The sequence below is a fragment of the Plantactinospora sp. CA-294935 genome, assembly GCF_050936445.1.
Lineage (GTDB): Bacteria > Actinomycetota > Actinomycetes > Mycobacteriales > Micromonosporaceae > Plantactinospora.
Window position 1 is genome coordinate 10,394,842 of record NZ_JBNJMU010000001.1, and the last position, 13,015, is coordinate 10,407,856.

The 13,015-nt window shown below is 72.3% G+C and carries 13 protein-coding genes; 3 read left to right on the top strand and 10 right to left on the bottom strand.

Going from position 1 to position 13,015, the window contains the following annotated elements:
• Nucleotides 1-64: 64 nt before the first annotated feature.
• The 6 genes from ACQEVC_RS45010 to ACQEVC_RS45035 all read right to left on the bottom strand — a co-directional run bounded on the left by ACQEVC_RS45010 (nucleotide 65) and on the right by ACQEVC_RS45035 (nucleotide 6,894).
• Complete coding sequence (locus ACQEVC_RS45010) at nucleotides 65-1,603, bottom strand: phosphatidate cytidylyltransferase (protein ID WP_432890812.1); 1,539 nt, start codon at nucleotides 1,601-1,603, stop codon at nucleotides 65-67.
• Nucleotides 1,603-2,160: a ribosome recycling factor gene (gene frr / locus ACQEVC_RS45015; protein ID WP_432890815.1), complete on the bottom strand. Its 558-nt coding sequence runs from the start codon at nucleotides 2,158-2,160 to the stop codon at nucleotides 1,603-1,605. The genes ACQEVC_RS45010 and frr overlap by 1 nt, the downstream gene beginning before the upstream one ends.
• 85 nt (nucleotides 2,161-2,245) lie before the next feature.
• On the bottom strand, nucleotides 2,246-3,013 hold the full coding sequence (gene pyrH, locus ACQEVC_RS45020) for a UMP kinase (protein WP_318395367.1): 768 nt from the start codon (nucleotides 3,011-3,013) through the stop codon (nucleotides 2,246-2,248).
• Between the two features lie 169 nt (nucleotides 3,014-3,182).
• Entirely contained in the window at nucleotides 3,183-4,013 is an 831-nt protein-coding gene (gene tsf, locus ACQEVC_RS45025; protein ID WP_432890817.1) for a translation elongation factor Ts, read from the bottom strand.
• Between the two features lie 132 nt (nucleotides 4,014-4,145).
• Nucleotides 4,146-4,997, bottom strand: a complete 852-nt coding sequence (gene rpsB, locus ACQEVC_RS45030; RefSeq protein WP_107258473.1) for a 30S ribosomal protein S2 — start codon at nucleotides 4,995-4,997, stop codon at nucleotides 4,146-4,148.
• 478 nt (nucleotides 4,998-5,475) lie between these two features.
• A complete protein-coding gene (locus ACQEVC_RS45035) occupies nucleotides 5,476-6,894 on the bottom strand; it encodes a hypothetical protein (protein ID WP_432890821.1) in 1,419 nt (472 codons plus the stop codon).
• 370 nt (nucleotides 6,895-7,264) lie between these two features.
• Between ACQEVC_RS45035 and ACQEVC_RS45040 the strand changes: the two genes are divergently transcribed.
• The 3 genes from ACQEVC_RS45040 (at nucleotide 7,265) to ACQEVC_RS45050 (ending at nucleotide 10,728) form a co-directional block, all read left to right on the top strand.
• Nucleotides 7,265-7,624, top strand: a complete 360-nt coding sequence (locus ACQEVC_RS45040; RefSeq protein ID WP_432890824.1) for a YraN family protein — start codon at nucleotides 7,265-7,267, stop codon at nucleotides 7,622-7,624.
• A 51-nt stretch (nucleotides 7,625-7,675) separates the two neighbouring features.
• The gene (locus ACQEVC_RS45045) at nucleotides 7,676-8,794 is read left to right on the top strand and encodes a threonine aldolase family protein (protein WP_432890827.1); all 1,119 of its coding nucleotides are present in this window, start codon (nucleotides 7,676-7,678) and stop codon (nucleotides 8,792-8,794) included.
• 395 nt (nucleotides 8,795-9,189) lie between these two features.
• Complete coding sequence (locus ACQEVC_RS45050) at nucleotides 9,190-10,728, top strand: YifB family Mg chelatase-like AAA ATPase (RefSeq protein WP_432890830.1); 1,539 nt, start codon at nucleotides 9,190-9,192, stop codon at nucleotides 10,726-10,728.
• Here the strand turns inward: ACQEVC_RS45050 and ACQEVC_RS45055 are convergent.
• From ACQEVC_RS45055 to ACQEVC_RS45070, 4 genes are all read right to left on the bottom strand, one after another.
• On the bottom strand, nucleotides 10,679-11,155 hold the full coding sequence (locus tag ACQEVC_RS45055) for a hypothetical protein (protein ID WP_432890833.1): 477 nt from the start codon (nucleotides 11,153-11,155) through the stop codon (nucleotides 10,679-10,681). The two genes, ACQEVC_RS45050 and ACQEVC_RS45055, sit on opposite strands and share 50 nt — an antisense overlap.
• Nucleotides 11,156-11,284: 129 nt before the next feature.
• Nucleotides 11,285-12,160, bottom strand: coding sequence for a hypothetical protein (locus ACQEVC_RS45060; RefSeq protein ID WP_432890836.1), 876 nt, complete (start codon nucleotides 12,158-12,160; stop codon nucleotides 11,285-11,287).
• A 184-nt stretch (nucleotides 12,161-12,344) separates the two neighbouring features.
• Entirely contained in the window at nucleotides 12,345-12,602 is a 258-nt protein-coding gene (locus ACQEVC_RS45065; protein ID WP_432890839.1) for a hypothetical protein, read from the bottom strand.
• 62 nt (nucleotides 12,603-12,664) lie between these two features.
• Entirely contained in the window at nucleotides 12,665-12,943 is a 279-nt protein-coding gene (locus ACQEVC_RS45070) for a hypothetical protein (RefSeq protein ID WP_432890842.1), read from the bottom strand.
• Between the last annotated feature and the right edge of the window lie 72 nt (nucleotides 12,944-13,015).

The following is a 13,015-nucleotide window of genomic DNA, read 5'->3' on the forward strand; positions in this document are numbered from 1 at the left end:
GGCCGGAGGTGCCGACCCCGTGACCAGGCCCGCAGCTCGCGGATGTGCAGGCTCATCTCACCTCTCAGCCGGCCGGGACGAAGATCGCCAGCAGCAGGTAGGCGGTCGGCACCGCGAAGAGGATCGAGTCCAGCCGGTCCATCAGCCCACCGTGCCCCGGCAGCAGGTTGCTCATGTCCTTGACCTTGAGGTCCCTCTTGATCATGGATTCGGCGAGGTCGCCGAGGACGGCCGCGACCGAGACCGCGACCCCGAAGAGGGCGCCCCACCACAACTCCACGTCGAGCAGGTACGCCAGCAGCAGGGAGCTGCCCACGGCGGCCGCCAGCACCGAGCCGGCAAAGCCCTCCCAGGACTTCTTCGGGCTCACCGAGGGGGCCATCGGGTGCTTGCCGAAGGCCACTCCAGCCGCGTACCCGCCGGTGTCGGAGAGGACCACCGCGACCAGGGTGACCAGTACCCGCAGGTCGCCGTCGGCCGGCTCGGCGGCGAGCAGCGCCGCGAACCCGCCGAGGAACGGCACGTAGACCGCGATCAGGGTGGCCGCGGTCATGTCCCGTTGGTAGCCCGCCGGCCCGTCCCCGAGCCGCCAGACCATGGTGGCCAGCACGGTCACCAGCAGCCCCAGACTGAGCGCGTCCGGACCGGCCCACCAGGCCAGCCCGACCATCAGCAGCCCGCCCGCGACCAGCGGCACGAGCGGCGGTCGCATCCCGGCGGGGCGTACCGCCCGGGTCATCTCCCAGATGCCGACGCTGACCGCGAGCGCCACCACGACCAGGAACGCCGGTCGGAACAGGAAGAGCGGCACGACGATCGCCGCGCCGAGCACGAGTCCGACGCCTATCGCGGCCGGCAGGTTCCGGCCGGCCCGGGACTGCCCGGCCGGCTTGCCCGACCGGGTCGCCCGACGCCGGCCGCGGCCGGGCCGGGTCGGCGACGCCGGATCGGGGTCCGATTGCGGGTCCGGGTCGACCAGCGGCCAGCCGACCGGGTTGGTCGGGGCGTCCACCGCCGGCTCGGCACCGGCCAGGGCACCGCCGCCGAGGTGGTCGGCCCGATCGCGGTACCCCGCCACGCCGCCCTCGGGACGTGCCGGCCCACCGGCCGGCTCGGGAGAACGCCACTCCGCCGTCGGATCCGGTACCCCCTCGGCGAGCTGACCGTTGCGGTGCCCGGTTGCCCCGCCCGGCCGCCGGCCGGCGTCGGAGCCGTCGGCCGCACCCGGATGACCCTGGGGTGCGGCGGGATACCTCTCCGCCACACCCGGGTAGCCGTCCGGCGCGGCCGGATACGTCTGCGCCGCACCCGGAAAGCCGTCCGGCGCGCCTCGGTACCCGTCCGCCGGGCTCGGGTACGCCTCCGGAGCCGCCGGACGGGGCTCCGAGCTGACCGGGTACGCGTCTGTCGGGGCCGAATAGGCGTCGGGCGCGGCAACGCCGTGCCGCGCCCGAGCCCACGCGTCGTCGTCGGCCGGCCACTGTCGGCCCGCCGGCCCGTCCTGGTGCCCCGGGCCACGGGACCACTCCGGGCCGCGTGGTTGCTCCGGCCGCTGCCAGCCACGCGGCTCCGTGGTACCGCCGTAGGGGTCGACGTGGGACATCAGACCTCGAGCAACTCGGTTTCCTTGTGTTTCACCAACTCGTCGACGTGGGAGACGTACTTGTGGGTGAGGTCGTCCAGTTCCTTCTCGGCACGCCGACCGTCGTCCTCGCCCGCCTCGCCGTCCTTGACGATGCGGTCGAGCTCCTCCTTGCCGCGCCGGCGGATGTTCCGGATCGCCACCTTGGCTTCCTCGCCCTTGTGCCGGGCCACCTTGATCATGTCCCGGCGCCGCTCCTCGGTCATCTGCGGCAGCAGGATACGTAGCTGGTTGCCCTCGTTGTTGGGGTTGACGCCGAGATCGGAGTCCCGGATCGCCTTCTCCATGGCCTGCAACTGCGACGCGTCGTACGGCTTGATGATCGCCATCCGCGGCTCGGGCACCCCCACGGAGGCCATCTGGGTGAGCGGGGTGGGACTGCCGTAGTAGTCAATAATGATCTTGGAGAACATCGCCGGAGTGGCCCGCCCGGTGCGGATGGCGCCAAACTCCTCCTTGGCGTGCTCGACCGCGCGCTCCATCTTCTCCTCGGCCTCGAGGAGGGTGTCGTCGATCACCTGCTCCTTCGCCTCCCTCTACTGGCTGCTGCTCCCGAAAAACTGCACCCGGACCCCCACCCGTCGGCCCGGGCCCCTGCCCGACTCAGGTCGTGATCAACGTGCCGATCGGCTCGCCGGCGACCGCCCGGATGATGGTGTCGTCACCCTCGGCGCCGAACACCAGCATCGGCAGGCCATTCTCCTCGCAGAGGCTGAACGCGGCGGCGTCGGCGACCCGGAGGCCGCGACGCAGCACCTCGGAGAAGGTGATCTTGTCGAGCTTGCTGGCGTCAGGGTCGGTACGCGGATCGGCGGTGTAGACGCCGTCCACCCCGTTCTTGCTCATCAGCACCACGTCGGCGCGGATCTCCAGGGCCCGCTGCGCGGCGACGGTGTCGGTGGAGAAGTACGGCATGCCGGCCCCCGCGCCGAAGATCACCACACGGCCCTTCTCCAGGTGCCGGATGGCCCGCAGCGGGATGTACGGCTCGGCCACCTGGGCCATCGTGATCGCGCTCTGCACCCGGGTCTCGATCTCCTCCTTCTCCAGGAAGTCCTGGAGCGCGAGGCAGTTCATCACGGTGCCGAGCATGCCCATGTAGTCGGCCCGGGCCCGGTCCATGCCGCGCTTCTGCAACTCCGCACCACGGAAGAAGTTGCCGCCGCCGACCACCACCGAGACCTGCACACCCCGGCGTACCACGGTTGCGATCTGCCGGGCGATGGCCTGGACGACGTCCGGGTCGACGCCGATCGCCCCACCGCCGAAGACCTCGCCGGAGAGCTTGAGCACCACCCGGCGGGCCCGCCCGGGCGGCGGTGCCGTCGGATCGTCCGCCGCCAGGGTCCGGTCACTCACAACCTGCGTCATCCGACCCGCCTTTCCCACGCCGGTACGCCGGCGCCCAGTTCAGCCAACCTGCCGCTGCTGACCCTACGTGACGAGGAGGCCGCGGTGTCCGTCACGTACACCTGCGGCCTCCCGTCCGTCCGACTCCGCCGCAGGCCCGGTCACGGCGATCCGGGCCTGCGGTAACGACTCAGGCCTGGCCGACCTCGAACCGGACGAACCGGGTCACCTCGATACCGGCCTCGGCCAGCATCTGCTTGACCGACTTCTTGTTGTCGGCGACCGAGGCCTGCTCGATCAGGACGTAGTCCTTGAAGAACGCGTTGACCCGACCCTCGATGATCTTCGGCAGGGCGGCCTCCGGCTTGCCCTCCTCGCGGGCGGTCTGCTCGGCGATGCGCCGCTCGGAGGCGACGGTCTCGGCCGGTACCTCGTCCCGGGTCAGGTACTTCGGACGCATCGCGGCGATCTGCATGGCAACACCGCGCGCGTCGGCGTCAGCCGCCTCGTCGGCCTTGCCGGCGTACTCCACCAGCACGCCGACCTGCGGCGGCAGGTCCTGCGCCTTGCGGTGCAGGTAGACCGCGACGGTCCCGTCCACCGCGGCGAAGCGGTTGAGCACCAGCTTCTCGCCGATCTTGGCGGACTGCTCCTGCACGGCGTCGGCGACGGTCCGGCCGTCCGGCAGCGTGCTGCCGAGCAGCGCCTCCGCGTCGGCGACACCGGCCTGCGCGCCGTGCTCCACCAGGAGCTGGGCAAACGCGATGAAGTCGGCGTTCTTGGCGACGAAGTCCGTTTCGCAGTTGAGTTCGAGCAACGCCTTGCCGGAGTGCGCCACCAGGCCGTTGGCGGCCGTCCGGCCGGCCCGCTTGCCGACGTCCTTGACGCCCTTGACGCGCAGGACCTCGACAGCCTTGTCGAAGTCGCCCTCGGCCTCGGTGAGGGCCTTCTTGCAGTCCATCATGCCGGCGCCGGTGAGGTCCCGGAGCTTCTTGACGTCCGCGGCGGTGAAGTTGGACATGACTCTCTCTTCGGTGTGTAACGCGGCTGATTCGTGGTCTTCTGCGGATTACCCCGATCGGGATCCGCCGTGCCTCGTACCGGGTCGGGTCCGCCGGCTGCGACGATCAGCCGGCGGAACCCGACGGAGGGGTCACTCGGCGGCGACGCCCGCCGGCTCGCCGGCCTTCTGCTCCGCCTCGCCGGCCGCCTTCTTCTCGGTGTCCTCGATCAGCTCGCGCTCCCACTCGGCGAGCGGCTCGTCGGCGCCGACCACACCCGGCTCGGGCTTCTCGTCGGTGCCCCGGCGCTTGCCCGAGCGGGCGATCAGACCGTCACCGACGGCCGCCGCGATGACCTTGGTCAGCAGCTCGGCGGAGCGGATCGCGTCGTCGTTACCCGGGATCGGGAAGTCGACCTCGTCCGGGTCGCAGTTGGTGTCGAGCACGGCGATCACCGGAATGCCCAGCTTGCGGGCCTCGTCGACGGCGATGTGCTCCTTCTTGGTGTCGACCACCCAGATCGCGGCCGGGACCTTCTGCATGTCCCGCAGGCCGCCGAGGGTACGGGTCAGCTTGTCCTTCTCGCGGGAGAGCTGCAGGGTCTCCTTCTTGGTGTAGCCCTGCGCGGTGCCCGACAGGTCGCCGAGCGCCTCCAGCTCCTTCATCCGCTGCAGCCGCTTGTAGACCGTCTGGAAGTTGGTCAGCATGCCACCGAGCCAGCGGTGGTTGACGAACGGCTGGCCGACCCGGGTCGCCTGCTCGGCGATCGCCTCCTGGGCCTGCTTCTTGGTGCCCACGAAGAGGATGCTGCCGCCCTCGGCGACGGTCCCGCGGACGAACTCGTACGCCTTCTCGATGTAGTCGAGGGTCTGCCGCAGGTCGATGATGTAGATGCCGTTACGCTCAGTGAAGATGAAGCGCTTCATCTTCGGGTTCCAGCGCCGGGTCTGGTGCCCGAAGTGGACACCGCTCTCCAGCAGCTGGCGCATGGTCACTACGGCCATGGTGGGGTGCTCCTTAGTTGTCCCTGGTTGTCACGCCGGGCCGGCGGCCTGGCGTCCTGGCGCCTGATCGCCGGCCATGGCGGACCCGATCGAAATCGGGACCAGGGGGCCGTCGCTCCACGGACGGACGGACCGTGGAGAGGGCACGCGAGGTCGACCGCACGGGGCGGTCGCCAATCGCCAAGTGTACGCCCCGCCGCACCCACCAAGCACACAAACCCCCACCCAGCACCGCTCACCGGCAGATCCGGCCAAGCCGACCCGGCGGTACTCCGGGAGGTTGCCCCGGTTTCGCGACGTTCGAGCTTCCGCCGGCCGGGACGTCACCTTCCGGACCGGCCGTCCCGCCGGCCCGGCGCGGACGGTTGCCTCCTGCGGCCGCCCAGCCGGACCGCCGGGCAGCCGGACCGCCGGACGACCGGACCGCCGGGCGACCGGACCCCCGGGCAGCCGAACCACCGGGCAGCCGAACCACCGGTCAGCCGGCGGCGAGTGCCGCCGCGACGAAGAGCACGAGGCCGATGCTGAGATAGCCGGTCGGCGGGCGAAGCCACGCCCGAGCCGGGTCGGCCAGCGCGGCGGCGCTGGTGACGAGGCCGTACAGCCCGGCGGCGAAGATCGGCAACCCCAGCACCAGGAAGGTCCCGGAGAGCACCGCCGACGGCAGGACCGGACCGCCGAACGCACCGTCGAGGAGCAGGCGTACCGCCGGCACCTCGAAGATCACCGCGAGCAGCGCCAGGACCACGGCCAGGGCGGGCCGGCGGGTCCGGTACACCCCGTCGCCTGCCGGCAGGCCGAGTCCGCCGGGCAGTCCCGGAGCCCCCGGGGCGGTCGGCCGGTGTTGCGCGGCTGGGTCGGCCGCCTCGGTGTGCTGGCTCGACGGGTCGGCACCGACCGGTACGCCACCCGCACCGGCCCGCGAACCGATCTGCGGCACCAGGTTGGTCGGCTGGTCCAGCACGCCGCCCTGGTCCGGGCCGCGCACCGGCTGCCCGGCCTCGCCGCCACGGCCCGGGGAGGCGGCCTCACCACCGCCCGTTGGGACGGGGCCGCCGCCACGGCCGGCCGGGTCGGCCGCACCACCAACGCCGGCCGGGACGGGATCGCCGCCACGGCCGGGCTGGACGATCGGGTACCCGGTCAGCGGCGACCGGCCCTGGTCGGTGGTGATGGGCGGGCGTCCCGGATCGGCCGGTGGGGCGAGCGGCTGCCTCGGATCGGCCAGTGGGGCGAGCGGCTGCCTCGGATCGGCCAGTGGGGCGCCGTGCCGTCCGGCGCCCCAGCCCTGGTCCGGCGCGAGCGGGCCGGCATCGTGCCGTCCGGCGACCCGGGCCTCGTCCTGGGGGCCGGCAACGGTTTCCTGCCCCGTCCCGGTGGGGCGGCGGCTCGTGCTGTCCGGTGGCTGGAAGCGCCCCGTGACGTCGGCGGCGCCGCCCTGCCCGGTCGGGTCCGCCGCCCACGGGCTGGGTGGATACCCGGACCCGGTCGGGGCGGCGCCGAAGCTCGGCAACGGCACCTCCACGGCAGGCCGGGTCGGATCGGGGGCGCCGGCCGGCACGAAGCCGGGGAATCCACCGCCGTCCGGCGGAGTCCCGCCGCGCGGGTCCGGCGGAGTCCCGCCGCGCGGGTCCGGCGGGGCGTACTGGTCCGGTCCGGCGGAGCGCTCCGGCGCGCCGTACCGGGTCGGATCGGCGTACCGCTCGGTGCCGGTGTCGAACGGCTGACCGTACCGGCCGTCCGGTGCCGCACCGCCGCGCTGGGTCGGCGCTGCCGGCTGCTCCGTACCGGAGTAACGGTCCTCGCCGACGCCGTGCCAGCGTTGGTCGGGGTAGCCACGGTCGTCGGCCCGCCAGCCGGACGCCTGCTCTTCCGGAAAGTCGCGTTGCTGCTCCACGGCCACGCACCGTATGTGACCTGCCCGGGTACCCGCCAGTCGGCCGTACCGCCGTCGCTCGTCGGCGGGGTGCCCGCCATCGGTTCGCTGCTGACCTCGGCCAATGCGTCGGCCGGGTCGCCTTTGCCGGCCCGGCCCGCCGAGGGCACGCCGCGGATGCGGGTGCCCGCCGAAGAGCTCGCCCCGCTCCAGGAAATCCGGCCTCGCGGCGGCCGTGGTCGCCACGGCTAACCCAGCAGCGGCTCACCCAGCAGCGGCTTGCATAGCAGCCGAAGGGCTTGATCGTCCGACCGTCCACAGCCCCTCCCGATATCCACAGCCGGGCGCTTCGAGGGTTGTCCCGGTCGGCAGCCGGGGCCAGGGTCCAGCCATGACAGCGGCGAGACAGGCGATCGGCGCGTACGGGGAGCGGTGTGCCGTACGGCACCTGGTCGAGGCGGGGCTGCGGGTGGTGGCCCGCAACTGGCGGTGTGCCCACGGCGAGATCGACATCATCGCCTGGGAAGGCGACGTCCTCGCGTTCTGCGAGGTCAAGACCCGGCGGGGTGACGCGTTCGGCACACCGGCCCAGGCGGTGGTGGGCAGCAAGTCGCACCGGCTGCGCCAGTTGGCCGTCGAGTGGTTGCGGACCAGCGGGGCGCATCCGGAGGAGATCCGGTTCGACGTCGTCGAGGTGTACGCGGCGCGGCGCGGCCGGGCCCGTGTCGAACACCTGCGTGCGGCGTTCTGAGTACAACGATCTCTTGTTGCCAGAGATTGGCAACAAGATCAGACTCGTTCCATGCCGTCATCCGAGCCCCACCCGTCCGCCGACCCCGCCCCGTCGATCCGTCGGTCCCTGTTCCTGCACTCACCGATCCACCGGATGCCCCGAACGGTGCTGCGGCAGATGCTCGACCAGGTCGACGACGACACCCCGCCGGGCGGGCCCGATGCCCCGGTCGCCCGGCTGGAGCGGCGGATCGCCGACCTGTTCGGCACGGAGTCGGCGCTCTTCTTTCCCACCGGCACGATGGCGCAGCAGGTGGCACTGCGGATCCATGCCGAACGTCGCGGCCGGCACGCGTTCGCCGCACATCCGCAGAGCCACCTGGACGTCTGGGAGCAGCGGGGCTATCACGTGGTGCACGGGCTGCGGTTCCACCCGGTCGGGGACCGCCACCGGCTGATGACCGGCGCCGCCCTGGCGGCGATCGGGGAGCCGCTGGCCGCGGTGGTCTGGGAGCTGCCGCAACGGAACATCGGTGGGCAACTGCCCGAGTGGGACGAGCTGCGCGAGCAGATCGCGGCCGTCCGGGCCCGGGGCGCGGCGGCGCATCTGGACGGCGCCCGGATCTGGGAGGCGCAGACCTACTACCGCCGGCCGTTCGCGGAGATCGCAGGCCTGTTCGACACCGTCTACACCTCGCTCTACAAGTCCCTGCTCGGCATCCGGGGCGCCATCCTCGCCGCCGACGCCACGACCGTCGCCGAGGCGGCCGTCTGGCGGAGCCGGCTGGGCGGCGCGATCCACGATGCCTGGCCGCTGGCGCTGGCCGGCCTCGCCGGCCTGGACAACCTGCTGCCCCGGATGCCGGCGTTCCGGGAGCACGCGATCGCGATCGCCGCCGCGATCAACGCCGACGGTGTGGCACTGGCCTGGCCCGATCCGCCCCAGACGCCGATCTTCCACGTCCACCTCCCCGCGTCGGCACAGCACGTCGAACGGGCCGGTGCGGAGATGATCGCCGAGCGTGGCGTCCAACTCTTCCCACGGCTACTCTCCGCGGCGGATCCGAGGAGATGCGGCTTCGAGGTCACGGTCGGCGAGCAGGCCATGGCGTTCTCCCCGGAGGAGGTGGTCGCGCTGCTGCACGAACTCCTCGACCGGGCGGCCACGCCCGGGGAGAGCCGGAGCTGAGCCGGTCGACCGGTCGGTCGGGACGGCGGGCTCCGTTGAGGGTGGCGCGGGCAGCGGACGACGAAACGCAACTTCGGCGAGGCGCAACTTCAGGGCGTCTTCCGGCGGGTCTTCCGGATCGGCCGGGTCCGCCACACCCAGGCCACCGTCGTACGGGAGACCGCCTTCGCGCGTCCGCTCGGTACGGGAGCCGGGCCGGCCGAGCCGGAGTGACCGTCTGCGCAGGTAGGTGGGGCACCGGCGGGGCACATAGCACAGTCACGGCTTGATCGTCCGGGCATCCACAGGGCATTCGGTTGTCCACAGGCCACTGGGCCGGGCCCGCCCACCGATGCCGGTCCGGGCACGGTCGAAGCCATGCCGATGCCACGAGACAGCTTTCCCGGGCCCCGCCGATGAGTTACGCCAAGGTGCTCTGCGTCGGACTGGTCGGGGTGACCGGGCACGTCGTCGAGGTCGAGGCCGACCTGGCCACCGGCCTGCCCACCGTCCTGCTGTCCGGACTGCCCGACACCGCGCTCAACGAAGCCCGAGATCGGGTACGCGCCGCCATCGTCAACTCCGGTCAGCGCTGGCCGAACCGCCGGATCACCGTCAACCTGCTGCCGGCGACGCTGCCGAAGCACGGCTCGGCGTTCGATCTCGCCATCGCGGCGGCGCTGCTCGGCGGTTCGGGCGAGATGCCACTCGCCCCGCTGGACCGGGTCGCCGTCCTCGGCGAGTTGGGGCTCGACGGGACGGTCCGCCCGGTCCGGGGCGTACTGCCGATGGTCGCGGCGGCGGCCCGGGCCGGCATCACCCGAGTGGTCGTACCACTGGACAACGCCTCCGAGGCGGCGGTCGTTCCAGGGGTACGGGTCCGGGCGGTCGACACCCTGCACCGGCTGGTGGCCTTCATCCGGGACGGCGCGCCGCTGCTCGATCCGCCGTCCCCGCCAGCCGTGCCACCCCATCCCGGACCGGATCTCGCCGACGTCGCCGGGCAGGGGCTCGGGCGACGCGCCCTGGAGGTTACGGCGGCCGGCGGTCACCACCTGGCCCTGTTCGGCCCGCCCGGGGCCGGCAAGACCATGCTGGCCGAGCGCCTGCCCTCGATCCTGCCCGAACTGGACGACGAGGCCGCCCTGGAAGTGACCGCGTTGCACTCGATCGCCGGTCTGCTGCCGTCGGACGGGCAACTGCTGCGCCGACCCCCGTTCCAGGCCCCACACCACACGGCGACGATCGCCTCGCTGGTGGGCGGCGGGTCCGGGCTGGCCCGGCCCGGCGCCGTGTCGTTGGCCCATCGCGGGGTGCTCTTTCTCGACGAGGCCCCCGAATATGCCCGGGGCACCCTGGAGGCGCTGCGCCAACCGCTGGAGAGCGGCCGGATCGTGCTGACCCGGACCCGGGGCGGCACGGAATATCCCGCCCGAGTGCAACTGGTGGTGGCGGCGAACCCGTGCCCGTGTGCGAAGCCATCCGGCGACATCTCGTGCGAGTGCCCACCGCTGGCCCGCCGCCGCTACCTCGGCCGACTCTCCGGTCCGCTGCTGGACCGGCTGGACGTACAGGTCACGGTGACTCCGCTGCGTGCGGCGGAACTGATGGCCGCCGAGCAGACCGTCGAGCCGTCCGCCGTGGTCGCCGAACGGGTCGGCAAGGCCCGTGCCGCCGCCGCTGCCCGGTGGGCCGCCGGCGGTTGGCGGGTCAACGCCGAGGTGCCGGGGCCGCAACTGCGCCATCCCCGGTGGCGGTTGCCGGCCCGCGACACGTACGCGCTGCGCCGGCTGCTGGACAGCGGCGCCCTTTCCGCCCGTGGCTTCGACCGGGTGATCCGAGTGGCCAGTACGGGCCAGTGGCGTAACTCCTCTCACAGCGAGGTGACGGGGAACGAGAGGGCGATCAGGCGCTCTCTTTGCTCTCGCGTTGCCGGCGGAGGATCAGCGGGATGACGTCGCTGCCGAACACGACCGTGTCGTCGTCGGGGCTGGCGTCGTCCTCCCACCAGGAGCGTTCCTCAGCCTCGCGGGCCGCCTGCATCTCGGCTTGGCGGCGCTGGTCGAACCGGTCGCGGTGACGGCGCAGCAGGTCGGCCTCGGCGGTGGCCTTGGCCGCTTCCTCCTGTGCGGCCTGACACTCGCGCTCGGCGGCGTCCGCCCGGTTTCGTTGGCGCAGGATCCGCAGGCGGTCGAAGGCCAGGATCGCGGCTGCCGTCGCGGGAGGACCGACGATGAACGTGGTGAGGTCGGCGGCGGCGGTCAGGGTGATCAATCCGCCGTAGTGGGCCACGCGGATGGTGAGTACGGCGGAGGCGATGAGGATGAGGGTGTCACGGACGGTCAGGGTGGCGCGGTGATTCTGTCGACTGGGGATGGTCATGATCGGACTCCGAATCTCTCAGGGGAGTGCGAGATCGGAGGTGCGGCTGGCTGACACCTCCACCGGGTGCCACCACGCTGTGGCATGCCGGTGCGGAGGGCCGCGGTGGCGAGTCGCGGCCGGGTCGGGTCAGCCAGGTCCGGGCGGCCAGGCGATGTGCCGGCTCGGCGGGGCGGTGTCGTCGTGCTGGTCGTGTCCGGGTGGGGCACGGTCCGGGTGGGGCAGCCAGTAGGCACCGGGCGGCGCTCCGGGGGCCGGGTCGTTGCTCGGTGGCTTCAGCAGCGGCGGTTGCCCACCGGTCCCGCCGGCCGCGAGGTCACACACGTCGAACTGGGGCCCGGGACCGGCCGACCCACGGGGGGAGGTCAGCCGGTCCCGGGTGCCGGGAGGGCCGTCGGTGACTGGCGTACCGCGGCCCTCCCGGCTGCCACAGACCGGCTCTCCCCAGCGTGGCCCAGTCTGTGGGTCGTCGACCGGCACGTAGGGAGCCGGGACGTGGTGACCGCCGAACGGCGGATGGTTGGTCTCGAGACTGTCGCCGGCCGGCGGGATGACGTCGAGCACCGGTGACGTCGGCTGCGGGCCCGGGTCGACCGGTAGCTCGATGGCCGGCGGCTGGGTGGGAGCGGGCCCCGGACCCGGCGGGGTGTCGACGGGGTGCTGCGGGCGGCCGTCGTCGCCGTCCGCCGGATCCGGGGTGACCACCTCGCCCACGTCGTCGAGGATGTCCTCGATCGGTCCACGTGGACGGTCCGGCTCTTCCGTCTGCTCGGGCTCCGGCTCGGGCTGCGGGTCCGGGTCGGAGCGTGGCGTCGGTCGGGCCGGCGGTTCGGGTAGTACGTCGTCGAGGATGTCGAGCAGACCCCCCGGCTGCTCGGTCCGGATGGGCACCTCGTCGGCGCGGGCGGTGCCGTGGTCGAGCCCCTCGGCGGCCAGCCAAGCCCCGGCGCACAGCCCGGCCACCAGCGCGAGGCGCCGCAGTGTCTGGGCTGTACGGATGCGCACGTTGGCCTCCCACATGGCCGCCGTGGAACTTCTTCGTTCTGTCTGGCGGGTCAGGTTACCGGGAGGTAAAGCGCGCAGGTCAAGGGCTCGGCATAGATCATGAATGATCGTTTAGGTTAGGGTCGACTTAGTACACCCGTTCGGGTGATCTACCGTCGGCCGTCGCGTGTCGGGCGTTCGGGGGTCAGTCAGACTGCTCGTCTCGCAGCCGGCGGCTGATCTGCCCGATGTGGTACCCGGTGCTGAATCCGTACGGGTCCCACAGGGCGTCCTTGACCCTGGAAACTTCGTCCTCAGTCGCTTTGAGCCGTTCGGCAACGGACAGGAGAGCCAGTGTGATCGACTCCAGCCGTAGGGCGTTGGCCCGTTCGGGTGTCGTGCCGGCCTTGTTCGCCTCTGCGAGCTTGAGCAGCGCGCGGTCAGTGAAGTCCATCTCTGCCATGACCCCGATCATTACGGGGCGTTGCCCTGGGCGGACGTTCTGTGTCAGGTAGGAGACACCTATCACGTCGCGTCGCGGTTCAGCCGGCGGATCTGGTTCCACACCCGACGACCGAACCGGATTCGCTCCCCCGACCCTTTGCACCGGCGGCACCGGCGCCACACCTTGCCGTCGTCGCGTCGGAACCTCCCCCGGCCTTCGCACCGTCGGCAGTGGGCGTACGGCCACCAGGCGCACTCGGCGACGTAGACGACGCCCCAGAGGACGAGGAAGGCCAGCAGCCACGGCAGGACGTCGAAGCCCGACGGGTCGGTAGCGGTAGCGACGTAGAACAGGGTCACAGGGGTCTCCAGGGGCGGTTGCAGGGGTTCGGGAGGAGTCGGTGCTACGCGCTACTGACCTGCCGCTCCCGC